This window comes from Mycolicibacterium pulveris (assembly GCF_010725725.1).
Classification (GTDB): Bacteria; Actinomycetota; Actinomycetes; order Mycobacteriales; family Mycobacteriaceae; genus Mycobacterium; species Mycobacterium pulveris.
This window is the reverse complement of record NZ_AP022599.1, coordinates 4,823,584-4,846,685: the sequence shown is the minus strand read 5'-3', so window position 1 is coordinate 4,846,685 and position 23,102 is coordinate 4,823,584. Positions and strand designations below refer to the sequence as shown.

The 23,102-nt window shown below is 68.8% G+C and carries 20 protein-coding genes; 9 read left to right on the top strand and 11 right to left on the bottom strand.

Features of this window, described 5'->3' with window-relative positions; all coding sequences use genetic code 11:
• Positions 1-97 precede the first annotated feature (97 nt).
• Together G6N28_RS23485 and G6N28_RS23480 are read left to right on the top strand one after the other, a co-directional pair.
• The gene (locus G6N28_RS23485; protein ID WP_163904521.1) at positions 98-2,410 is read left to right on the top strand and encodes a CaiB/BaiF CoA-transferase family protein; all 2,313 of its coding nucleotides are present in this window, start codon (positions 98-100) and stop codon (positions 2,408-2,410) included.
• Complete coding sequence (locus G6N28_RS23480) at positions 2,410-3,879, top strand: acetyl-CoA acetyltransferase (protein ID WP_163904519.1); 1,470 nt, start codon at positions 2,410-2,412, stop codon at positions 3,877-3,879. Before G6N28_RS23485 ends, G6N28_RS23480 begins: the two co-directional genes overlap by 1 nt.
• Positions 3,880-3,883: 4 nt before the next feature.
• Here G6N28_RS23480 and G6N28_RS23475 read toward each other — a convergent pair whose 3' ends face one another.
• The 10 genes from G6N28_RS23475 to G6N28_RS23430 form a co-directional block, all read right to left on the bottom strand.
• On the bottom strand, positions 3,884-4,471 hold the full coding sequence (locus tag G6N28_RS23475; protein ID WP_163904517.1) for a hypothetical protein: 588 nt from the start codon (positions 4,469-4,471) through the stop codon (positions 3,884-3,886).
• 35 nt (positions 4,472-4,506) lie between these two features.
• Positions 4,507-5,712 carry an NAD(P)/FAD-dependent oxidoreductase gene (locus G6N28_RS23470; RefSeq protein WP_163904515.1) on the bottom strand — a complete coding sequence of 402 codons (1,206 nt, stop codon included), beginning with the start codon at positions 5,710-5,712 and terminating at the stop codon, positions 4,507-4,509.
• Positions 5,713-5,723: 11 nt separating this feature from the next.
• Positions 5,724-6,488: a DUF72 domain-containing protein gene (locus G6N28_RS23465; protein ID WP_163904513.1), complete on the bottom strand. Its 765-nt coding sequence runs from the start codon at positions 6,486-6,488 to the stop codon at positions 5,724-5,726.
• Positions 6,485-7,132: an HhH-GDP family DNA glycosylase gene (locus G6N28_RS23460; protein ID WP_163904511.1), complete on the bottom strand. Its 648-nt coding sequence runs from the start codon at positions 7,130-7,132 to the stop codon at positions 6,485-6,487. Before G6N28_RS23460 ends, G6N28_RS23465 begins: the two co-directional genes overlap by 4 nt.
• Before the next feature lie 58 nt (positions 7,133-7,190).
• Entirely contained in the window at positions 7,191-9,518 is a 2,328-nt protein-coding gene (lon, locus tag G6N28_RS23455; protein WP_179962142.1) for an endopeptidase La, read from the bottom strand.
• A 192-nt stretch (positions 9,519-9,710) separates the two neighbouring features.
• Positions 9,711-10,715: an esterase family protein gene (locus tag G6N28_RS23450; protein ID WP_163904507.1), complete on the bottom strand. Its 1,005-nt coding sequence runs from the start codon at positions 10,713-10,715 to the stop codon at positions 9,711-9,713.
• A gap of 203 nt (positions 10,716-10,918) precedes the next feature.
• Entirely contained in the window at positions 10,919-12,169 is a 1,251-nt protein-coding gene (locus tag G6N28_RS23445) for an alpha-hydroxy acid oxidase (protein WP_163906575.1), read from the bottom strand.
• A 5-nt stretch (positions 12,170-12,174) separates the two neighbouring features.
• Positions 12,175-13,452 (bottom strand): alpha-amylase family protein, encoded by a 1,278-nt coding sequence (locus G6N28_RS23440; protein ID WP_163904505.1) that lies wholly within the window; start codon positions 13,450-13,452, stop codon positions 12,175-12,177.
• Positions 13,449-13,928, bottom strand: a complete 480-nt coding sequence (locus G6N28_RS23435) for a nucleoside deaminase (protein ID WP_163904503.1) — start codon at positions 13,926-13,928, stop codon at positions 13,449-13,451. The genes G6N28_RS23440 and G6N28_RS23435 overlap by 4 nt, the downstream gene beginning before the upstream one ends.
• An 11-nt stretch (positions 13,929-13,939) precedes the next feature.
• The gene (locus tag G6N28_RS23430; protein WP_163904501.1) at positions 13,940-15,610 is read right to left on the bottom strand and encodes a tetratricopeptide repeat protein; all 1,671 of its coding nucleotides are present in this window, start codon (positions 15,608-15,610) and stop codon (positions 13,940-13,942) included.
• Between the two features lie 76 nt (positions 15,611-15,686).
• Between G6N28_RS23430 and G6N28_RS23425 the strand changes: the two genes are divergently transcribed.
• The gene (locus G6N28_RS23425; RefSeq protein WP_163904499.1) at positions 15,687-16,316 is read left to right on the top strand and encodes a PaaI family thioesterase; all 630 of its coding nucleotides are present in this window, start codon (positions 15,687-15,689) and stop codon (positions 16,314-16,316) included.
• Here G6N28_RS23425 and G6N28_RS23420 read toward each other — a convergent pair.
• Positions 16,285-18,273, bottom strand: coding sequence for an FUSC family protein (locus G6N28_RS23420; RefSeq protein ID WP_179962141.1), 1,989 nt, complete (start codon positions 18,271-18,273; stop codon positions 16,285-16,287). The two genes, G6N28_RS23425 and G6N28_RS23420, sit on opposite strands and share 32 nt — an antisense overlap.
• Positions 18,274-18,546: 273 nt before the next feature.
• Between G6N28_RS23420 and G6N28_RS23415 the strand changes: the two genes are divergently transcribed.
• The 6 genes from G6N28_RS23415 to G6N28_RS23390 are packed head-to-tail and all read left to right on the top strand — an operon-like array spanning position 18,547 to position 23,087.
• Positions 18,547-19,386, top strand: a complete 840-nt coding sequence (locus G6N28_RS23415; protein ID WP_163904497.1) for an SH3-like domain-containing protein — start codon at positions 18,547-18,549, stop codon at positions 19,384-19,386.
• Positions 19,387-19,401: 15 nt separating this feature from the next.
• Positions 19,402-20,115 (top strand): thiocyanate hydrolase subunit gamma, encoded by a 714-nt coding sequence (gene scnC / locus G6N28_RS23410; RefSeq protein ID WP_163904496.1) that lies wholly within the window; start codon positions 19,402-19,404, stop codon positions 20,113-20,115.
• Positions 20,112-20,468, top strand: coding sequence for a nitrile hydratase subunit beta (locus G6N28_RS23405; RefSeq protein ID WP_163904494.1), 357 nt, complete (start codon positions 20,112-20,114; stop codon positions 20,466-20,468). Before scnC ends, G6N28_RS23405 begins: the two co-directional genes overlap by 4 nt.
• Positions 20,469-20,514: 46 nt before the next feature.
• Positions 20,515-21,243: an EthD domain-containing protein gene (locus tag G6N28_RS23400; RefSeq protein ID WP_163904492.1), complete on the top strand. Its 729-nt coding sequence runs from the start codon at positions 20,515-20,517 to the stop codon at positions 21,241-21,243.
• Between the two features lie 14 nt (positions 21,244-21,257).
• Positions 21,258-22,019 (top strand): enoyl-CoA hydratase/isomerase family protein, encoded by a 762-nt coding sequence (locus G6N28_RS23395; RefSeq protein WP_163906573.1) that lies wholly within the window; start codon positions 21,258-21,260, stop codon positions 22,017-22,019.
• A gap of 6 nt (positions 22,020-22,025) precedes the next feature.
• Positions 22,026-23,087, top strand: coding sequence for a class I SAM-dependent methyltransferase (locus G6N28_RS23390; protein WP_163904490.1), 1,062 nt, complete (start codon positions 22,026-22,028; stop codon positions 23,085-23,087).
• The last annotated feature ends 15 nt before the right edge of the window (positions 23,088-23,102 follow it).

Genomic DNA, 23,102 nt, shown 5'->3' with positions numbered 1-23,102 from the left:
CGAGTGGTACCCACGACGCCCGAGAAATAATCGGATCGTCACCCGTTACGCTCACGGGCGTGCTGACAGGTGTTGAGTCGACGCGTCGGGGGCCGCGATGAACAGCGGACCGCTGGCGTCGTTGCGTGTGCTTGACCTGGGTGGGGCCGAATCCGACGGCGTCGGCCGGTTGTTCGCCGACCTCGGCGCCGACGTGCTGAAGATCGAACCGCCCGGCGGCAGCCCGGCCCGTGGCGAGGCGCCCACCGTCGCCGGCGCGAGCGTGCGGTTCGCGCTGCAGAACGCCAACAAGCGCAGCGCGGTGCTCGACCCGTCCGATCCCGCCGACCGCGAACGGCTGATCGAGTTGGCCGGTGCCGCCGACATCGTGGTGGACAGCGGCAACCCCGGGGCGGCGGCAGCGTTCGGCACCTCGTGCGTCGCGCTGTCGCAGCGGTTCGGCCATCTGGTCACGCTGTCGATCACCGACTTCGGCACCAGCGGGCCGCGGGCGGGGTGGCAGGCCACCGACGCCGTGCTGTATGCACTGTCGACAGCGCTGTCACGGACCGGACCGACCACCGGGACCCCTGTGCTGCCGCCCATCGGGTTGGCGTCGGCCACGGCGGCGGCGCAGGCCGCCTGGGCCGCGCTGGCCGCGTACTACCGTCGATTGCAGGACGGCACAGGCGATTACATCGACTTCGCCCGCTTCGAAGGTGTGCTGCAGTCGTTGGACCCGCCATACGGCTCGGAGGGCCAGGCCGCCGCGGGGGTGAAGAAAGCCCGCGAGCTGTGGCGGGGGCGCCCACGCAACCAGCAGATCTATCCGATATTCGGCTGCCGCGACGGGTATGTGCGCATCTGCCTGCTGTCCCCGCGCCAGTGGCAGGCCATGTTCGGTTGGCTCGGTGAGCCCGAACAGTTCGCCGACCCCAAGTTCGCAACGATCGCCGCGCGATACGCCGCATCGCGGGAACTGAACGCGCTCATCGCTCAGCTGTGCGAGGACAAGTCACGTGACGAGCTGGTGACCGAGGGCCAGGCTCGCGGGGTTCCGATCGCCGCGGTGCTCACCCCGCAAGAGACGTTGTCCTCCAACCATTTCCGCGAGGTGGGCGCGCTGACCAGCGCCGAGTTGGCGCCAGGCGTGGACGTGGTGGTGCCCAGCGGGCCGTTCATCGTCGACGGCAGCCACACCGGGCTGACCCGGCCGGCGCCGGCGCCGGGGGTCGACGAGGCCGGCTGGGCCGGTGACACAGCGCGTGCGCAGAGCGGCGCCGGGCCGGTCAGCAGGCCGTTCGAGGGCGTACGCATTCTCGACCTCGGTGTCATCGTCGCCGGTGGCGAGCTGGGCCGACTGTTCGCCGATCTGGGCGCCGAGGTCATCAAGATCGAGAGCGCGGCCTATCCCGACGGCCTGCGGCAGACCCCGCCGGGCATGACGATGAGCCGGTCGTGGGCTCTGACGCACCGCAACGAATACAGCCTCGGCCTTGACTTGCGCCACCCCGACGGTGCCGAGGTGTTCGCACGTCTGGTCGCCGAGTCCGACGCGGTATTCGCCAACTTCAAACCGGGAACGCTTGCCTCGCTTGGGTTCTCCTATGACCGGCTGAAGGAGTTCAATCCCGCCGTCGTGCTTGCCGAGAGCAGCGCGTTCGGGGCGACCGGTCCGTGGAGCGCGCAAATGGGGTACGGCCCGCTGGTGCGGGCCACCACCGGCGTCACGTGGCTGTGGACATCGCCCGACGCCGGGCCCGGCGAATTCTATGACGCCACGACCATCTTTCCCGACCACGTCTCGGCGCGGATCACCGCGATCGCCGCGCTGGCCGCGCTGGTCCAGCGCCGCGCCACCGGAAGCGGTGCGCACGTGCATATTTCGCAGGCCGAAGCCGCGGTCAACCAGTTGGCGACGGCATACGTCACCGAAGCCGCCAGGGCCGCGGGCCTGCCGGTGGCCGGAGACACCGCGGAGCACGGCGTGTATCCGTGCGCGGGCGACGACGAATGGTGCGTGATCTCGATCCGCTCCGATGAGGATCGGAACGCGCTGGCCGCCGTCGTCGGCGACACCGACCTGGCCTCGTGGACGGCGGCGCGCGACAAGACCGACGTCGCGAACACGTTGCAGCAGGCGGGTATTGCCGCGGCACCGATGAACCGGGCCGTCGACGTGCTGGACGATCCGCAGGTGCGGTTCCGCGACACCTACACCGACATGGTGCATCCGTTGTTCGACGCCGCGATGCCGACCGAGACGCGTCCCGCGCCGTATACCAACATCGCGCCGACGGAATTGCGGCCCGCGCCGATGCCCGGTGAGCACACCCGCGAAATCTGCCAGAAGGTACTCGGTTTGACCGCCGAGGACATCGATCGGCTGATCGCGCAGGGCGCGCTGTTCGCACACCAAGGAAGGCCATGATGGACCCCAGGACACCCGTGCTGATCGGCTACGGCCAAGTGAACCAGCGCGACGAGAACCCCACGGTCGAGCCGGTCGACCTGATGGCGGCGGCGGCCCGTGACGCGGCCGACCCCCGCGTGCTGGCGGCCGTCGACTCGGTGCGCGTGGTGAACCTGCTGTCCTGGCGGTATCGCGACCCCGGTCTGCTTGTCGCCCAGCGCATCGGCGCGACCGATGCCCGCACGCGATACACCGGCATCGGCGGCAACGTGCCGCAGTCGCTGGTCAACCAGGCCTGCCTGGACATCCAGCGCGGACGCGCCGACGTGGTGCTGATCACCGGCGCCGAGACCTGGCGCACCCGGTCGCGGCTGCGCGCCGCGGGCAAGAAGCCGGCGTGGACGAGCCAGGACGAGTCGGTACCCGTCGCCGAGGGCGCCGACGAGCATGTGCCGATGGCCGGGCCTGCGGAGATTCGGATCAAGCTGGACCGCCCGGCCTTCGTCTACCCGATGTTCGAACAGGCGCTGCGGATCGCCGGCGGGGAGACACCCGAAAAGCACCGGCGCCGCATCGGCGAACTGTGGGCTCAGTTCTCGGCGGTCGCCGCGCGCAACCCCAACGCCTGGAGCCGCGAACAACGCTCGGCCGAGGCGATCTGGCAGCCGGCGCCCGACAACCGGATGATCAGCTGGCCCTACACCAAGCTGATGAACTCCAACAACATGGTCGATCAGGGGGCGGCGCTGATCCTCGCCTCCGCGGACAAGGCGAAACATCTGCAGATCCCCACCGAGCGCTGGGTGTTCCCGTGGGCGGGCACCGACGCGCACGACACCTACGCCATCGGCGAACGCGCGGAGTTTCACACCTCGCCGGCGATCCGCATCGCCGGACGACGCGTGCTGGCATTGGCCGACACCGGGATCGACGACCTCGACGCGATCGACGTGTACTCGTGCTTCCCGTCGGCGGTGCAGGTGGCCGCCAACGAGTTGGGGCTCCCGCTCGGCGACCCCGACCGCCCGCTCACGGTGACCGGCGGGCTCACGTTCGCCGGTGGTCCGTGGAACAACTACGTCACCCATTCGATCGCCACCATGGCGCAGCACCTGGCGGCAAATCCCGGCCAGCGTGGCCTGATCACCGCCAACGGCGGCTACCTCACCAAGCACAGCTTCGGGGTGTACGGCACGCGGCCGCCGGAACACGGATTCCGTTGGGAAGACGTGCAATCGGATGTGGACCGCGAGCCGATCCGGACGGCGGCCGTCGAATGGGAGGGGGTGGGCACCGTCGAGTCGTGGACCACACCATTCAACCGCGACGGGGAACCCGATAAGGCGTTTCTCGCGGTCCGCACGCCCGATGATGCGCGGGTGCTCGCGGTCGTCACCGACTCCTCGGAGGCCGCCGCGACGGTCCACGACGACATCGCGGGCGCCAAGGTGCAGGTGAACTCCGACGGCACCGCGACACTGCGGTGAGAGCCTAGGGCGCCTCGGGAGGGACCTCGGTGTAGCGCGGAACGAATTCCTGCGCCGAGAACGTGAACCCCTTACCGCTGGATTCACTCATGCAGGACACTCCGGACTCCTGCACGTTACAGCGAAATCCGGCCGCCGCCAGGATCCTGTTGAAGTCCAAACGCTTGGCCTCGCTACCCGGATCCGTTGCGGTCAAAGAGAACTCCGGTTCATCGAGCACGACGAAGTGGGCGTCACCCGCCCGCTCGATCACCACCGCGTTGGGGGTGCTGTCCACACCCGACGCGTCGGGTACCGAGGTGGGTGCGCCGGAGATGCCCATGCCCGAGGCCCATCCGGTCGCCGACTGACAGCCGGCCTTCACGCGCGGCACGATCGCACACGCCCACCGCCCGCTCGGGGTGGTGAAGTAGTAGACCGCCGCCTGCTGCGGATGGGCGACGTAGTCGAACGCGTTCACCAGATGCTTGCTGCTCGGCGGCTTCGGCGGTGCCGCTGACGTGCTCGCCCGCGTGGTCGGCGGCGGTTCGTCGGTGTTGACGATGCGTTCTCCCGAACAGCCCGCACCAGCGATCGCGAGCGCCGTCGCCACTGAAAGAAACCGTAAACCGTTGTGCGCCACCACGCTCACTGAGCGCCGATCCGCTCCGGGTCGATGGGCTCCCGGACTGAGATCAACGCCTTGATGTCGTCGAGCCCCTCCCAGATGTTGACGTTCATCCCGGCGACCACCCGGCTGTCCCCGTCGAACCAGAACGCCGTGAACTCGCGGGCGGCGACATCGCCGCGGTAGGCCACCCGCGCGTAATCCGGCGCGTAGCCGACGTATTCCATCCCGAGGTCGTACTGATCGGTGAAAAAGTAGGGCAGGTCGGCGTATTCGGCGGGCCTGCCGAGGATCGCGTCGGCGGCCACGGCTGGTTGCTTGAGCGCGTTCGCCCAGTGTTCGACGCGGATCCGCGTGCCCAACAGCGGGTGCTCGGCGGCCGCGATGTCCCCGACGGCGTAGATGTCCGGGTCGCTGGTGCGCAACGAGGAATCGACCTGCACTCCGCCGTCGGCGATCGCCAACCCGGCGGCCTCGGCCAGCGCGGTGTTGGGTGTGGCACCGACCGCGATCAACACCCGGTCGGCGCCGACGGTCGAGCCGTCGCTCAACTTCAGCCCGGTCGCGGCGCCGTCGGCGGTGGTGATCTCTTCGACCGTCGTCGACAGCCGCAGGTCCACGTCGTGTTCGCGATGCAGGTTGGCGAACACCTCGCCGAGTTCCCGCCCGGGCGCCGCCTGCAGCGGCATCTCGGCGGTCTCGACCACGGTGACCGACGCGCCGAGCTCGCGCGCATTGGCGGCCACCTCGAGGCCGATCCATCCGGCACCGACGATGGCCAGCGAAACGCCCTCTTTCAGCGTCGATTTCAGCGTCTCCGCGTCGTCGATGGTGCGCAGATAGTGCACACCGGACGAATGGGCGCCGGGGATCGGCAGTGTGCGGGGGCGCGATCCGGTGGCCAGCACCAGCTTGTCGTAGCGCACCGACTCCCCGTCGGGCAGCGCGACGGTGTGCGCGCCGGGGTCGATGCCCGTCACTTCGGTGCCCAGCTGCAGTTCGACGTGGTGGTCGCGATACCACGCCGCGGAGGCGACGGTGAAGTCGCTGAGCGTCTTCTTGCCCGCCAGAAACTCCTTGGACAGCGGCGGCCGCTCGTAGGGTAGGTGGTCCTCGGCCGTGAACAATACGATGTGACCGTCAAAATCTTTGTCGCGCAGGGCTTCTGCGGCCTTAGCTGCCGCGAGGCCGCCGCCGACGATGACCATCGTGGACGACGTTGTCATGCTTCTGCAGCTTACTCGCGGTGAACCAGCACGGGGGAGTCGGTGTCATTGGTTGGCGCTGTCAGCTGTTTGAGCACGCGCGCGTTGCGGATGGCGTGGCCACCCAGATCGTTGTTGAAGTAGACGAGAACCCGGTTGCCCGCGGCGTCCCAGCCCAGCATGCGGTCGGCCCAGCGCCGCAGCTCGTCGTCGGGATAGGAGCCGGCATACATCGAGCTCTGCTCGGGACCGTGCATCCGCACGTAGACCAACTCGCTCGTCACGCGCGGCACGCAGCGCAGCCCCGCGCCGCTCATCACCACATACGCGGCGCGATGCCGTTCCAGCAGCCCATAGACGACGGGGTCGTCCCAGGAGGGGTGACGTAGCTCCATCGCCACCGGAATCCGGTCGGGCATGAGCCGCAGGAAGTTGTCGAGCAGTGCGTCGTCGCGCTCCAACTGCGGATGGGTCTGCACCAGCAGCGCCTCGCTGCGGTCGTCCAACGCCGTCCAGCACCGCTCGAACCGCTCGATCCACGGCTCGGGGTCCCGGAGCCGCCGGTAGTGCGTCAGCCCCCGCTGGGCCTTGACCGACATGGTGAAACCGCACGGCAGCCGTTCACGCCAGCCGGCGAACGTGGTGTCCTTGGGCCAGCGGTAGAAGCTGGCGTTGAGCTCGACGGTGTCGAACTCCTCGGTGTAGCGGGCCAGCCTCTTGGCCACCGGCGTGCCGGGCGGGTACAGCACATCGTTCCAGTGCGGATAGGACCACCCCGAGGTGCCGATGCGAATCATCGCGACGACGAAACCTTTTCGCGCAGCTCGTCGTCCAGCGACACCCGCACCAGCGCGGCGGCCAGATTCGCGGCCGCCCGCGGCGCCAGCTCGGCCAGGTCGCCGGCCTTGTCCGGCAAGCCCAGGTCGCGCGCGGCGCCAAGGGCACGTTTGTCGAAGTAGGGCCGCGCCCACGTCCAGGCGTCCTGCACCTCGCGCAGAAAGATGTCGGCTCCGGTGTCGCCGATGCCCTTGAACTGCTTGAGCAGGCCGGCCGCGGCGCGCGCGTCGCCGTCGGCCTCGACCGCCAACCGCCGCAGGTCACCGCCGTATCGGTCGCGGACCGTCTCGGCGATGTCGGTGAGCCGGGTTGCCGAGCTTTCGTCGTAGCGCACGTAGTGGGCGCGCCCGAACGCACGGATCATGTCCTGGCGGTCGGCATCGAGCACCGCATCGGGTGTGCGCAGCCCGGCCTCGAACAGTTCCCGCGCCGCTTGCACCGCGATCGCGGCGTCGATGGGTTTGCTGGCCAGCATGCACAGCACCAGCAGTTCAAACAGCGGCATCGGCTGGTCCTCGAGCCGGATCCCGGCCTCCTCGGCATAGGTGGTTCCGGCCTGTTCCAACAGGCTTTCGACCAACCGCTTGCGGTCAGAGGTGCTCATCGGCGCTGACGTACCCGCGCCCGAGGGGCGGCAAACCCCTGCGGGCGCGGGTGTCCGGTCAGGCCGCGGCCGTCGCGCCGGTGTCCGCGGCGGGCACCAGCGCCTGGGCGACGATCTCTGCGACGTCGGTCATCAACTTGACCTCGAGCGACTCGAGCACGTCGGCCGGGACGTCGTCCAGGTCGGCCTCGTTGCGCTGCGGGATGAAAACCGTTGACAACCCGGCTCGTTGCGCGGCAAGCAGCTTCTGCTTGACGCCGCCGATCGGCAACACCCGGCCGTTGAGCGTGACCTCACCGGTCATGCCGACGTCCGAGCGCACCTGGCGTCCGGTGGCCATCGACACCAACGCGGTGACCATCGTGACACCGGCCGACGGCCCGTCCTTCGGCACCGCGCCCGCGGGCACGTGCAGGTGAATCCGCCGCTCCAGCGTCTTCGGGTCGACGCCCAACTGGTCGGCATGCGACCGCACGTAGGACAGCGCGATCTGCGCCGATTCCTTCATCACGTCGCCCAGCTGACCGGTCAGCCGCAGGTCCGGTTCCCCATCGGTGCCGTTGGCCTCGATGTAGAGCACATCGCCGCCCATCCCCGTCACCGCCAGGCCGGTGGCCACCCCCGGCACCGCCGTGCGCTCGGCCGACTCGGGCAGGAACCGCGGACGGCCAAGGTACTCAACGAGATCGGGCTCGTCGATCACGACCGGACCGGGCTCGGTGGCCAGCTTGGTCGCGACCTTGCGCATCATCTTGGCCAGCAGCCGCTCGAACTGGCGCACACCCGGCTCGCGGGTGTAGTCGGCCGCGATCTTGCGCAGCGCGGCCTCGGTCACCGTGACCTCTTCCTCGGTCAGCGCCGCCCGTTCCCGCTGCCTGGGCAGCAGGAAGTCCTTCGCGATGGCGAGCTTGTCGTCGGCCGTGTAGCCGTCGATCTCCACCAGCTCCATCCGGTCCAGCAGCGCCGACGGGATGTTCTCCACCACGTTGGCAGTGGCCAGGAACACCACGTCCGACAGGTCCAGATCCAGGTCCAGGTAGTGGTCGCGGAACGTGTGGTTCTGCGCCGGGTCCAAGACCTCCAGCAGCGCCGCCGCGGGATCCCCGCGGAAGTCGGAGCCGACCTTGTCGATCTCGTCGAGCAGCACGACGGGGTTCATCGAACCCGCTTCGCCGATGGCCCGCACGATGCGCCCGGGCAGGGCGCCGACGTAGGTCCGCCGGTGGCCGCGGATCTCGGCCTCGTCGCGCACGCCGCCGAGCGCGACGCGAACGAACTTGCGGCCCAGGGCCCGTGCCACGCTCTCTCCCAGCGAGGTCTTACCCACCCCGGGCGGGCCGGCCAACACCATCACCGCGCCCGAACCGCGACCGCCGACAACCTGCATGCCGCGCTGGGCACGACGCGCCCGCACGGCCAGATACTCGACGATGCGGTCCTTGACGTCCTCCAACCCGTGGTGGTCGGCGTCGAGAATCTCGCGCGCGGCCGTCAGGTCGGTGCTGTCCTCGGTCGTGACGTTCCACGGCAGGTCCAGCACGGTGTCCAGCCAGGTGCGGATCCAGCCGCTCTCCGGGCTCTGATCGCTGGCCCGTTCCAGCTTGCCGACCTCGCGCAGCGCGGCCTCGCGAACCTTCTCGGGCAGGTCGGCGGCCTCGACGCGGCTGCGGTAGTCGTCCGACCCGTCGGGTTCGTCCTCGCCCAGTTCCTTGCGGATCGCGGCGAGCTGCTGACGCAGCAGGAATTCCTTCTGCTGCTTCTCCATGCCCTCGCGGACGTCCTCGGCGATCTTGTCGGTCACCTCGACCTCGGCCAGGTGCTCACCCGTCCACTCGATCAGCAGCTTGAGCCGCTCGGCGACATCGGGGGTCTCCAGCAGCTGACGCTTCTGCACTCGCGTCAGGTACGAGGCGTAGCCGGCGGTGTCGGCCAGCGCCGACGGGTCGGTCAGCTGGTTGACGAAGTCGATGATCTGCCAGGCTTCCCGACGCTGCAGCATCGCCAGCAACAGCTTCTTGTACTCGGCGGCCAGGGTGCGGATCTCGTCGGTCGGCTCGGGCTCGACGACCTCGGTCACCTCGACCCACAACGCGGCACCGGGACCGCTGGCACCAGCGCCGATCTGCGCACGGCTCTTGCCGCGCACCACCGCGGCGGTGCCGCCACCCCCGGCGATGCGGCCGACCTGCACGATCGAGGCCAGCACACCGTACGAGGGGTAGCGGTCTTCCAACCGCGGGGCGATCAACAGTTCGCCCGACTCGCTGGCCTGTGCGGCATCCACCGCAGCCCGCGCGGCGTCGTCGAGTTCGATGGGCACGACCATCGACGGCAGCACGATCGGGTCGCTCAGGAACAACACCGGCACTGATTTGGCTTCAGCCATCAATTCCTCCAAAGTTCAGTCTGATCGACTCAACCTTGGCGGACAGGTGTTTGTTCCCCGGCGCGCGTCCACTTTCGTTCGCCAGATCTACACACTCGGGAAACGAGCCGCCGCGACGCGGAAACCCGCCCCCACACAAAGGCAGGGAGCCTGCCGTTCGGGGGTTACGGCAGGCTCCCTGTGTGGGGTGGTTCAGACGGCGCCAGAGGCTCCAAGCACCCGCTGGATATCGGGCTTCATCTGCTCGAGCTGCTGACCCCAGTAGCCCCAGCTGTGCGTGCCCTGCGGCGGGAAGTTGAACACACCGTTGGTGCCACCTGCGGCGATGTAGTTGTCGCGGAAGGTGATGTTGGTGCGCAACGTGAACCCTTCGAGGAACTGCGCTGCCATCAGGTTCTGCCCCGCAATACCGGCGTCCAGGTCGGACGGGGTGCCGGTGCCGCAGTAGATCCAGATGCGGGTGTTGTTGGCCACCAGCTGGCCGATGTTGACCATCGGGTCATTGCGCTTCCACGCGGGGTCCGTCGACGGGCCCCACATGCTCTCGGCGTTGAATCCGCCCGCATCCTGCATCGCCAGCCCGATCAGCATCGGCCACCAACCCTCGGAAGGGTTGAGGAAGCCCGACAGCGACGCGGCGTAGATGAACTTCTGCGGGTGGTAGATCGCATACGTCAGCGCGGTGCTGCCGGCCATCGAGATGCCGACCACCGCGTTGCCGTTCTGCGACACGCCCCGGTTGGCCTCCAACCAGGCGGGAAGCTCCTGCGTCAGGAACGTCTCCCACTTGTAGGTGTAGTCCTGGCCGTTGCCCTGCGACGGCTGATACCAGTCGGTGTAGAAGCTGGACTGGCCCCCGACCGGCATCACCACCGACAGCCCCGACTGGTAGTACCACTCGAATGCCGGGGTGTTGATGTCCCAGCCGTTGTAGTCGTCCTGGGCGCGCAGGCCGTCGAGCAGGTATACGGCGTGCGGGCCGCCGCCCTGGAACTGCACCCGGATGTTGCGGTTCATCGCGGCGGAGAACACGTCCAGATACTCGACGGGCAGACCCGGGCGGGAGAACGCGTTAGCGGTCGCCGAACCCCCGACGACGCCGACCAGGCCGGGCATCGCGGCCGCCGCCACGGCGGTCACCGCCAAGCGGCGCAACAGTTTCGTTCTGGTACCTCGGTACCTCTTGAAGAACTTCATAACGGCAACCAACCCACCTTTCATCGCTTGTTTCACAAAGCAATTGCCGTCGCTTTCCTGCGTTATGAAACACGCATGGCCGGCGGGTAGAGGCGCGCAACACTCGGTTGCCACATCGCGGTTGGCTAACGATTCCGACTCGGCGCGGACTCAAGAAGCGCCGAAACACCGCGTGACCTGTGAGAAAACAGTGACTGCGGTGGTTACCGGTGCCGTCCGGTGCCGCCACGCGCGAACCGGTGCAGCTGGGTCACGTGGTGCGGCCCGAGCTCGTCGAGCGAGGTCACCCCTAGCAACCGCATCGTGCGGCTGACCTGGGATGACAGGATTTCGACGGCCCGTGCGACGCCGGCTTCGCCGCCGGCCATCAGACCGTAGAGGTAGGCGCGGCCGACCAGGGTGAAGCGGGCACCCAGCGCTATCGCGGCGACGACGTCGGCTCCCGACATGATCCCGGTGTCCAGCAAAACCTCCGTCTCCGTGCCGAGCTCGCGCGCGACGTCGGGGAGCAGATGAAACGGCACCGGAGCACGGTCGAGCTGGCGGCCGCCGTGGTTGGACAGCACGATTCCGTCGACGCCGAGTTCAACGACCGCCCTGGCGTCCTCGATGGTCTGGATCCCCTTGACCACCAGCCGATTCGGCCATTGTTTCTTGATCCAGACCAGGTCCTCGAACGTGACGGTCGGGTCGAACATCGTGTCCAGGTACTCGGCGACCGTGCCGGGCCAGCGGTCCAGCGACGCGAAAGCCAGCGGTTCGGTGCTCAGCAGGTCAAACCACCAGCGGGCCCGGGGCAGCGCGTCCAGGACCGTGCGCAGGGTCAGGGTGGGCGGGATCGACATGCCGTTACGGCTGTCTCGAAGCCGGGCCCCCGCCACCGGGACGTCGACCGTCACCAGCAGCGTGTCGTAGCCCGCGGCCGCCGCCCGCTCCACCAGGGCCATCGACCGGTCCCGGTCCTTCCACATGTACAGCTGAAACCAGTTGCGGCCGTAGGGATTGGCCGCCTTGACATCCTCGATGGACGCGGTGCCCAGGGTCGATAACGCAAACGGGATACCCGCCTGTGCTGCGACGCGGGCGCCTGCGATCTCGCCTTCGGTGTGCATGAGGCGGGTGAAACCGGTCGGGGCGATGCCGAACGGTTGGGCGACGGCGTCCCCCAGCACGGTGCGGCTGGTGTCGATCGTGGCGACGTTCCGCAAAATGGTCGGGTGAAACTCGATGTCGCGGAACGCTTGTCGAGCCCGGGCGAGCGACAGCTCGTCCTCTGCGGCGCCGTCGGTGTAATCGAACGCGGCCCTGGGGGTGCGCCGCTTGGCGATTCGGCGGAGGTCCTCGATGGTGAAAGCGGCCTGCAGCCGGCGCTCGGTGCGGTTGAACGTGGGCTTGCGAAACCGCAGCAGCGGAGCCAGCTCACTGGGCCGGGGCACGCGCCGCTTGACCGCGATCACGCCTAGACCTCCGGTTCCACGACCAGCCAGCCATGCGGCGCGACCTCGGTCTCGGTCACCGTGTCGGCCGGACGCGCACCCGATGCCGCGACGATCTGCCCGCTGGCGCGGCCGAGCCCGGGCAGCGACAGCGGCATCGGCGCATCGTCGATGTTCAGCGCGACCACCAACGCGTTTGTCCCGTCGCCGGTTTCATAGATGTACTGGCGGTTTGTCAGATGCAACGCCGACGTGCGCGTGGTGTGCAGCCACGGGTGCCGCCTGCGCAGGCCGATCAGGTGCTGGTGCAACCGCAACACGTCGTGCCGCCGATCGTCGGGCGACGGCGGGGCGCCGAACGCCGGGCGGACCGCGTCATCGCCGCCGAACCGCTCTTCTTTGACACCGAGGTAGCCGAACTCGTCGCCGGCGTACACGCTGGGCGTGCCGCCGGTCGTGAACAGGACGACCAGCGCGTGCTCGAGGTGCCCGGTGTCGTTGAGCCGGCTGGCGATGCGGGTGACGTCGTGGTTGCCGACGAACGTCATCGGCACGAACGCGTCGAGAAACTCGTTGTGGCGCACCAGCGCCCAGTCCAGCTCGTGGAAGTTGCCGTCGACCAGGCTGCTCCAGACGGCCTTCCACAGCTCGTACTGGGTCACCGAGTCGAAGCCTGCCGCGCCGACGCGTGCGGCATAGTCACCGTGGATGACCTCCCCGACGAACCAGGCGTCCGGGAACGCGGCACGGACCCGGGGGAGCACCGCGGCCCAGAACCGTTCGGGAACCGCGTAGGCGGCGTCCAGGCGCCACCCGTCGGCGCCGCGGCCGAGCCAGTGCGTCATGACGTCGACGGTGTAGGAGACGACCTCGGGATTGTCGTGGTCGAGGGCGATCAGGTCGCCGTGCCCTTCGAAGGTGTCAAAGCCGTTACTGCCCTTGCGGAACCAGTCAGAATGCGCGAAATCCGCAGCGACGTGGTTGAACACGCCGTCGAGCAGGACGCGTAACCCGCGGCGCTTGGCCTCGGCCAGCAGCGTGTCGAAGTCGTCGTCGTCACCGAGCCGGGCGTCGATGCGGAAGTGGTCGACGGTGTCGTAGCCGTGGGTGCGCGAGGCGAACACCGGTCCGAGCGCGACGCCGGACGCGCCGAGTTCGATGGCGTGGTCCAGCCAGTCGACGACCCGGCGCAGCCGGTGCTCATCAGGGCCCGGCGGCGGGTCGGCCGGAAACGCACCGACGAAGCCCAGCGGATAGATCTGCCACCAGATCGCGTGCTGGACCCAGGCCGGTGGTCTCACGGCCGATACTTCGCTTCGTATAGCGCCTTCATCGTCTCGGCGAACTCCGCCGCGGGCCCTTCTACGGTCACCCGGGGGGCGACGGTGTTGATCGGCAGGGGGGCGACCGGCGGCGGCGGTGCGCCCCACTCCTGCAGCCAATCGCTCAGTTGCGCCGAGGACGTCGCGTAGACGATGCGGTCGAGGCCTACCCAGGCGTGCGCCGCGGCGCACATCGGGCAGTGCTCGCCGGAGGTGTACACGGTCGCCTGGGCGCGCTGGGCGGGGCTGAGGTTCGCGACGGCCCACCGCGCGATCGCGAACTCCGGGTGGCGGGTGTGGTCACCGTCCTTGACCCGGTTGCGGTCTTCGAAGCGAGTCCGGCCTTCGGCGTCCACCAGGATCGATCCGAACGGCTCGTCGCCGTTGACAAGCGCCTCACGCGCCAGTTCCACGCAGCGGCTCAGGCGGGCGAGGTCGTCGTCGCGCAGGGGCATCGACCCGCAGTCTACGGGGCGGCGACCTCGAGCCGGCATGCGCACGAGGCCGCGATTTCCACGTCCGCGCGCGCCAGGGCCAGCACCAACTGCCGGCCGATGATCGTCGCTTCCCCGGTGCGGCCAAGCCGCTGCAGGCATTCGTGGTAGCCGTGCAGGCTCCACACGTTGTTGGGGTGCTGGCAGGGCCGCGGCAGCGTGTCGTCCAGCCCGAGGTCGGCGGCATAGACCCGGGCGGCCCGCTCGACGTGACCCTGTTCGAGCAGCAGCGCGCCGTACGCGTGCCGTGTCGGCTGCATCCAGCCCCACGGCTCGTCGTAGGGGAGCGCGTCGTCGAGCGCGATCGCGGCCTCCAGACACGCAAAGGCCTCGTCGTATCTGCCCTCGCGATAGGCGATCTCGCCGGCAAGCATCTCCGCTGCGATCGCCAGGATGTCGATCACCGTGTTGTTGAACAGGTATCGGCTGTCGGGGATGCGCGCATATGCGGTGGCGAACGCGTCCTGCTCGGCATGTGCCTTGGCCAGGTTGCCCCTCGCCGCGTGCGCCACTCCGCGGCCGTAGTGGATGGTGGCCGCCGTGGAGCAGTACAGATCGAGGTCCTGCGGCAGCGGGTGGGCGATCAGCTCGTCCCAGCGGCCGAAGCGGACCAGCGCGTGCACACCCAACGGGACGAACGCCTCGAGCCAGTCGGCCATCGGCGGCGATTCGATGCTCAGCAGTTCCGGCGTCAGCTGCGCGGCGAGTTCGTCGGCGGCGGCGAAGGCAGCGCGCGAGTTTCCCTCCAACATCGCCGCATAGACGATGAAGTGCAGGTTGTGGGCGCGGTAGAGCGAGTAGAAGTTGAGCGGCCCCTCGCGTTCGACGAACCGCCGATCCACCTGCGCCGCAGCCGTGTTCGCCACGACCGCGTCCCGGTAGTTTCCGCACAGCACGTCGATGTGGCTGGGCATGTGAAGCAGGTGGCCCGCGTCGGGCACCAGGTCACGCAGCAGGTCCGCGACCGGCAACGCATCTTGCGGGTTGGCCGACATCTCCATGGTGTGCAGGTACAGGTGCAAGATGCCGGGGTGCTCGCGTCCCGCCGGGTCGGCGAGCGCGCGCTCGAGGATCTCTTTGGCCTGCAGGACCCGCGAGCCCGGGGCCGGCTCGCCGGTGCGGGTGTCCCACAGCGCCCACGCGGTCAGGTTGACCAGGGCGTCGGCGGTCATCGCCGCGACGTCGACGTCGTCGGGGTGGTCCACATAGAGTCTCTCCATCACCGCAACGTACGCCGCGCCTGCCGCGCTCAGCGCATCGACGTCATCGGGGTCGTCGATCGAAAACCGCTCCCGCAGAGCGTTGATCAGGCCGCGTTCGACCGCGGAGGCCCGCCCACCGCCGGCCAACGCGAGCTCGGTTCTGGCCCTGGTCAACGACGTCGCCTTGTCGCCGGGGTCGAAGGCGTCCCACGCCTTGTTGTAATTGGGCCCGATCGAATACGCGATACCCCAGCGTGCGATCGCCAGGTCGGGATCGAACTGCAGCGCGCGCTCGAAGCACCTGATGGCCTCTTCGTGGTTGAACGCGTAGGCCCACACCATGCCCCTGTCGAACCACATCTGCGCCTCGGGCGCGGGCGTGTCGACGCGTCGGTGATAGCGGCCCAGGTCGTAGTAGGGCTCGTTGCCGGGAGCGGTCATAAGGCACGATAAATCGGCCGCGCGGCGACGGCGCGCTGATTCGACAAGCTGCGCTAGAACGTGTTCTAGTGCTCCCATGGTGGAGTTCACCCACATCGGCGACGTGTCCTCGGCCGAGGTGGCGCAGATGCGTGCGGTCTATGAGCCGCTCGCGCAGTCCGTTCGGGAGCTCATCGATGCGACCATCCGTACCGAGGTCGACCCCGAGGCGGTGTCGGCGGTCAAGGCCCAGATCGATGCGGCGACCGCGCGGCTGCGTGCCAAGCAGTGCGACGGCCCGTTCGGTGTCCGCTACACCAGCGGCGGTGACCGCATGCCGTGGGGGAACCCGGTGATCGGGATCCGCAACCCGGTCGCGCCGCCGCTGCTCGTTCACCGCGGGCCCGACGGGCTTGTGCACTCCGACTTCGAGATGGGCGCGGCCTACGAGGGCCCGCCGGGGCACGTGCACGGCGGCGTCGCCGCCCTCGTGCTCGACCACCTGCTCGGCGAAGCCGCCAGCGACGGTGTCAACCCACGCTTCACCGGCACCATCACCCTGCGCTATCTGCGCACCACTCGGCTGGGCCGGCTGCACGCCGAGGCGAAGATCACCCACAGCGAAGGCGTCAAGACTTATGCCGCTGGGCATTTGGCTGACGAAGACGGGGTAACGGTGGAGGCGCAGGGCGTGTTCATCCAGCCGAAGTGGGCTCGCGAACAGTAGCGATACTCGACAGGTGGCGGGTGATCGTCGCGATCTCGGCGACCAGCACCCGGGCGGCGCCGTTGTCGGCGGGCAGCTCGGCACCCCGGTCGCGGACCTGCTGACTGGCCGCGGAGAGCGCGGCGAGGTCGACGGTCCACGGCGCAGCCGGGGTCGGTGGGGCACCGCGGAGCGCATCGACGTAGTCGTCGATGGCGGCGACGAACTCGGGTGTGACGTTGGTCAGTGGCTGCGGTGGCAGGCTGGCCTCCAGCGTCGTGCACGAGCTGGTGACGGCGTTCAGCGCCGCCCGGTACGAGCGCAGCCAACGGCGCAGCTCCGGCGAATCCAGCCGGGCCGCACCGCACGCCGCTTCGAACGACGCGCGGGCCCGGAAGGCCTTCTGCCAGGCCGCTGACACCGCGTCAGCGGGACGGTCGAGTTCGTGTACGAACGCCTTGATCACGGTCGCGGCGTAGTCGATTTCGGTTTTCAGCAGTTCGCCCGACCGTTGCCAGAGCCGAATCAGCGCGTGGTCGGGGAACGCCACGTGCGCCACCATCGCCAGGCCGCCGCCGATAACCACCGAGAACAGCCGGTCTTCCAGCGTCGCGCCCGACGTCGCCGCGCCGATGTCCAGCAGGAACACCACGGCCCCGGCCAGCGCCGCGCTGGCGGCGATGTAGCCGAACCGGGCGACCGAGTAGGTGATCCCGACGAGCAACGTCGCCAACACCGCCGCGACGTATCCGCTGGGTTCCACCAACAGCGTGATCGACGACGTCACCACGATGCCCGCGGCGATGCCCGCGATGCGCCCCATGCACCGGGTGTAGGTGTGCGCGGTTTCCGGGCGCAGCACCATCAGGACCGTCAGCGCGGCCCAGTAGCCGTGGTTGACGGGCGCGAAGCGGTCGGCGGCGATGCCCAACGTGACGGCCGCCGAGAGCCGGACCGCATGGCGAAGAATCGGCGATGTCAGCGTCAGGTGACCGCGCACCGCGCCGATCGCCCTGCGCATCGGGTTGACCAGGTCGGGCCGGTAGAGATCGGGGAAGCGCAGCTCCGCGGCTTCGTGCAGCTGTTGCGAAAGACGTTGCGCGGTAGCGGCTTCGGGTCCGGTGATCATCGAAACCGCGGTGTCGACACGGACCAGCGCGTGCTCGGCCTCTCGGCGCGCGGTGTGCTTGTCGTCGGCGAGGGCATCGAGCACCGCCGCGGCGGAGTCGAGCACCCGCGATACGTCGTCGTGCTCCCCGCCCGCCGAGCCGCGAAAGGCGTGCAGCGTGGTCATGATCCGCTCGGGAAGCCGGTGACCGCCGAGATAGGCCTCCGGCCGCCGGCTGGCCTGGGTGTCCATGAACGCGTCCCGCAACGACGGTGACAGCGCCGCGTCAAGCGGCGCGGCCCGGTCCGCCGCGACCTGGCGTGCATCGTCGGCCAGCGACCGATAGGCGTTCGACAGCGCCTCCCGCTGCGTGCGCCACCGCTGCGGAGGCCACACCGCGATCAGCACCGCCTGAAGGCAACCGGCGGCGATCGTCAGCACCGTGGGCACGAGCACCGACGACACCGACGGCGTCACCGGTGGTGCGATCACCAGCAGGGCGCTGGCCGCCGCCCCGACCAGACCCGCGTTGCCGCCGAGCGCCCACTGCAGCCCCGCACCGAAACACCACACGGCCACCGCCACCACGAACAGCACGTTGTAGGCGCCCGTCAGAGCGCCGAGCAGGACCGCGCAGCCCATCTGCAGCGAAACGGTGACAACCAGCGACACCCGTCCGCCGGGGCTGTCCTGCAGGGCGATCGCCCCCGCGATGGCGGCGGCTCCGGCCGCCCACAGCGCCGCCGTGCCGGAATGCCACAGCAGCGCCACCACCGCGATCGCAACCATCGCGAGCAGGCTGCGTACAACCGCCCCGATGTCCGGCAATGTCGGCCGGAGGGCTTCGACGATCCTGCCCCCGGTGGTCACCACCCCATTCTGACCCTTTCTCAACCGGTATCGGTGAAGCACACGCAGGCACCTGGACCGGCCGCATTTTCACCGCACCCGACAATAAACGAATTTTGTCGCCGATGGTCGTGTCAAATGATCTGTGGCACAGGGCATCCCGTACCGGCCGGGAGCGTGGGTCGCCCTGAACCCGCGCGGCCAGTTTGCAATTCGGCTGGTCTGAGGGCTCGGGCGGCGATAAAGTCAGCTCACTTCGCCAGGCTCGGCGCTTCGATCCGGAAGGGAGCTGTGATGAGCACAGCGGCCGAACGCGCGGCTCAACTGGATCTCGTGGCCCGGCTGAAATCGGCGTATCCCGAGCTTCCCGACGCCCCGACCCCCGACCTGCTTGACCACGGCCGCATCACCGCATACCTCAAACCCGTGCACGACGTGGGCGGTGAGCCCGATGCGCCGATGAAGTACGAAAACAAGCAGTACGAGCTGTGGGAGCACATGACCTACGTCATCTGCGAAGTGCTCGCGTGGCGGGGCATCTGGCTTTCCGAGGAGCGCCGCCGCATCGGCAATGTCGACGTCGGGCGGGCGCAGTACCTCGGGCTGCCTTACTACGGTCGCTGGCTGCTCGCGGTCGCGCGAGTCCTGGTGGAAAAGCACCACATCTCGCTCGGCGAGTTGAGCGAGCGGATGGCCGAGGTCGCGGACCGCTACGCCGGCGGGCTCGGCGGCAGGGCGCTGGAGGCCCAGCCGAAATTCGAAGGGGACGGGTCACAGGTCAAGCGCAACGCCCACCACAAGCACGCGGTCGGCAAGGGCGACCCGCAGGTCTATGCCGGCCAGGCGGGCGAACCGATGTTCAAAGTCGGCGACACCGTGGTGGTGCGCGAACTTCCCGTCGTGTTCTACACGCGCACGCCCGAATACGTGCGCGGCGCGCGGGGTGAGATCGCGACGGTGGCCTACGAAAGTCCCGCCGCCGAGGACGAGACCTGGGATCGGACCGACGCGAAGCCGGAGTGGTTCTACGTCGTGCGGTTCAACATGGCCGAGTTGTGGGACGGCTACACCGGCACCGCCGACGACACCATCCAGACCGAGATTCCCGAACGCTGGCTGCAGTCGGCCACCTGAGCCAAAGGGGCGCGCATGACCGATCACGGGCACGACCACGATCACGAACGCACCGTCGCGCCGATGGTCGACGAGATCACCGACTTCGAGGTGCTCGAGATCGCGTTGCGCGAATTGTGTATCGAGAAGGGCATCTTCACCGCCGAGGAGCACCGCCGCTTCACCGAGTTCGCCGAGCAGATCGGCCCCACACCCGCGGCGCGGTTGGTGGCGCGGGCGTGGCTGGATCCCGAGTTCAAGAAGCTCGCGTTGAGCGAACCGATGGCGGCCAGCAAGGAAGTCGGTGTGGACTGGATGGAGCCGACGGGGTTCGGCACACCAAGCGATTTCACCGCGTTCGAGATCCTCGCGGACACCCCCGGAGTGCACCACGTCATCGTCTGCGCGCTGTGCTCGTGCTATCCGCGCCCGATCCTGGGCAATTCACCCGAGTGGTACCGCACCCCGAACTACCGGCGCCGACTGGTCCGCTGGCCGCGTCAGGTGCTCGCGGAGTTCGGCCTGTACCTACCAGACGACGTCGCGATCCGGGTGCAGGATTCCAATCAGAAGCACCGCTTCATGGTGATGCCGATGCGCCCGGAGGGCACCGACGACTGGACCGAGGATCAGCTGACCGAGATCGTCACCCGCGACTGCCTCATCGGCGTCGCCCTGCCCAAACCCGGTGTGACCATCAACGTGATCACCCAAACCCGCCCGGCGATTCATCCGGCGTCGAGTTCATGAGCGCCGCAGAGAATCCGCACCCGGTCGCGCCGCTGCAGGAGATCGTGCGGCGCAATCAGGTGTGGTCAAGGATGGCGACCAAGTACGGGGTGGAGAACCCCGTGCCGCCGTGGAAGACGAGCCTCGACGGCATGTGCGACGCGCTCGACCGCGCGGCCTGCGACACGGTGGTTCCGACCTTCAAGCAGCGCCGCGACGAGGAGGACGAGTTGTCGGCGACGCTGTACGCGGACCTGCCGTATCCGGAGAACCAGTTGGTGGCGCTGGCGCATTCGCTCGTCGCCCGCGGCATCATCGACGAGCCCGAACTGCGCCGGCGGATGGCCGAGGTTCGCGAAAGGCTGGAGGCCTAGCCGCGACGACGGCCACGCCACCGCGGCCACGGTAGGGTTCGGCAGCGTGGAGAAAGTCATCATCACCCTGCGAGGCGCCGAGCCGGACGAAAAATGGTGCGCTCGCATGCGCGCGCGAGTGGCGGCCGACCTACTCGACATGGACCTGCCGGGCCTTGCCATCAACCTGCGCGACGACGCGGTGCGCGACTCGTTGATGACGCTGACGACGATGGAACCTCCGGTGGTCGCCTTCGTCACGCTGTGGACGCAACAGTCCTACGGCGAGCAGGTGACGGCAGCGGTGGAGCGGTTGCAGAGGGAAGCCGAGGACGTCGCCGCCTATCTGGTCACCGAGTCGGTTCCGCTGGCCCCGCCCGAGACCGTGCCCGGCCAGCGCAGCCCGGGCCTGGCCAACGTCGCGCTGCTGCGCCGCCCGGCCGACTTGGACGAGGCGACCTGGCTTGCGCGGTGGCACATCGACCACACTCCGGTGGCCATCGAAACCCAGGCGACGTTCGGCTACACCCAGAACGCCGTCGTGCGCGCGCTGACGCCGGACGCGCCGACACTGGCCGCCATCGTCGAGGAACTGTTCCCCGCAGAAGCCATCTCGGACCTGCGCGCGTTCTTCGGCGCGGCCGACGACGACGATCTGCGGGACCGGATGGAGCGGATGGTGGCCAGTACGGCGGCGTTCGGCGCCAACCGTGACGTCGACACCGTGCCGACGAGCCGCTACGTCTATCGCACCCCGTTCGCCATCAATCCGCTGCGTCGTACAGTCGACCGGTGACCGACGAGCAACCGATGCCCCTGCAGATCAGCGACGAGAACCGGGTGCGCACCCTCACCTTGAACCGGCCCGAGGTCCTCAACGCCTTCAACGAAGAGCTGTATCACGCCACCGCGACCGCGTTACGTGACGCCGCCGACGATCCGGAGGTGGCCGTGGTGCTGCTGACCGGCGCGGGCCGGGCGTTCAGCGCGGGCAACGACCTCAACGAGATGCAGCGCCGCATCACCGACCCGGCCTTCAACGAGCAGGGCAGCCACTTCTCGACGATGATCGACGCGCTCACCGACCTTCCCAAGCCGCTGATCTGCGCTGTCAACGGTGTCGGAGTCGGTATCGGCGCAACGATTCTCGGCTATGCCGACCTGGTGTTCATGTCCTCGACCGCGCGGTTGAAGACACCGTTCACCAGCCTCGGGGTGGCTCCGGAGGCGGCGTCGTCGTATCTGTTGCCACGGCTGATGGGGCGGCAGAACGCCGCGTGGCTGCTCATGTCATCGGAGTGGGTGGACGCCGAGCAGGCACAACGGATGGGGTTGGCGTGGATGGTGTGCGAACCCGACGACCTGATGCCGCAGGCCCGTCGGCACGCCAATATCCTTGCCGACAAACCGATTTCGAGCCTGATGGCGGTCAAACAGACGATCGTCGCGCCGACCCGCGCCGAGATCGCCGCCGCGACGGCCCGAGAGATCGAGCACTTCGCGGTGTTGATGGGCGGCGCGGCCAACGCCGAGGCGCTGGCCGATTTCACCGGCCGCCGCGCGGCCCAGTGATCCCGGATGGCCGGCGACCGCGCAGTCAGTGGCCGGATGGAGGGCCGCGGCTTCTACACCGCACACTCCGCGGCCCAGCATGTCTTCGGCGAACAGGCCCTGGACTGGTTCGAACAGGCCGCCGCTGAGGTCGCGCCGGCCGCGGACGGGCTGCCGTTCGTGATCGCCGATTTCGGCGCGGCCGGCGGGGGCAACTCGCTCGAGCCGATTCGGCGCGCGTTGACCGCTCGCGCCGAATCGGGCCCGGTGATGGTGGTGCACACCGACATTCCCGGCAACGACTTCTCGGCATTGTTCGAGCTTTTGCAGTCCGCACCGCGGAGCTATCTGCGCGTCCCGGATGTGTTCGCCTATGCCGCGGGGCGCTCGTTCTATGAGCGGCTGTTTCCCGACGGGTACCTGTCGCTGGGCTGGTCCTCGATCGCGGTGCACTGGCTGAGCCGGGTCGACGCGGCCATTCCCGACCACATCTACACGCCGTTCGCCACCGGCGCCGTCCGGCTCACGCTGCAGCAGCAGTCCGCCCAGGACTGGCGGCAATTCCTGCAGCACCGCGCGGCCGAACTCCGCACGTCGGGCCGGCTGATCGTGCTCGGCGGCGCCAACGACGACGACGGCACCAGCGGTGCGGAGGGAGTGATGAACGCCGCCAACGACGGTCTGCGCGCGCTGGTCGAGGCCGGCGTGGTGCGCGCGGCCGAATACCAGCGCATGACCATCCCCACCTGGAATCGCACGCTGGCCGAGTTCGTCGCACCGTTCGACGACCCGCGGCTGCGGGCACGCATGGATCTGCGCCGCGCCGAACTGCGCTCGGCAGCGGATCCGTATTTCCTGGCCTACCAACGCGACGGCGAGCTGGACAGCTACGTGGACGCCGTCGTGAGGTCGTTCCGGGCGGCGTTCGGGGAGTCGTTGTGGGCCGCGTTGGATTCCGACCGCGACGCGACGGCCCGCGACCGCATTCGCGCGGCGTTCGACGCCGAACTCGGCGGGCGGGTGGCCGCAGACCCCGAGGGCTGTGCGACCGCGTGGCGGGTGGTGGTGCTGGACATCGCCGCGCGTTGAGGCACGGGTACTGAG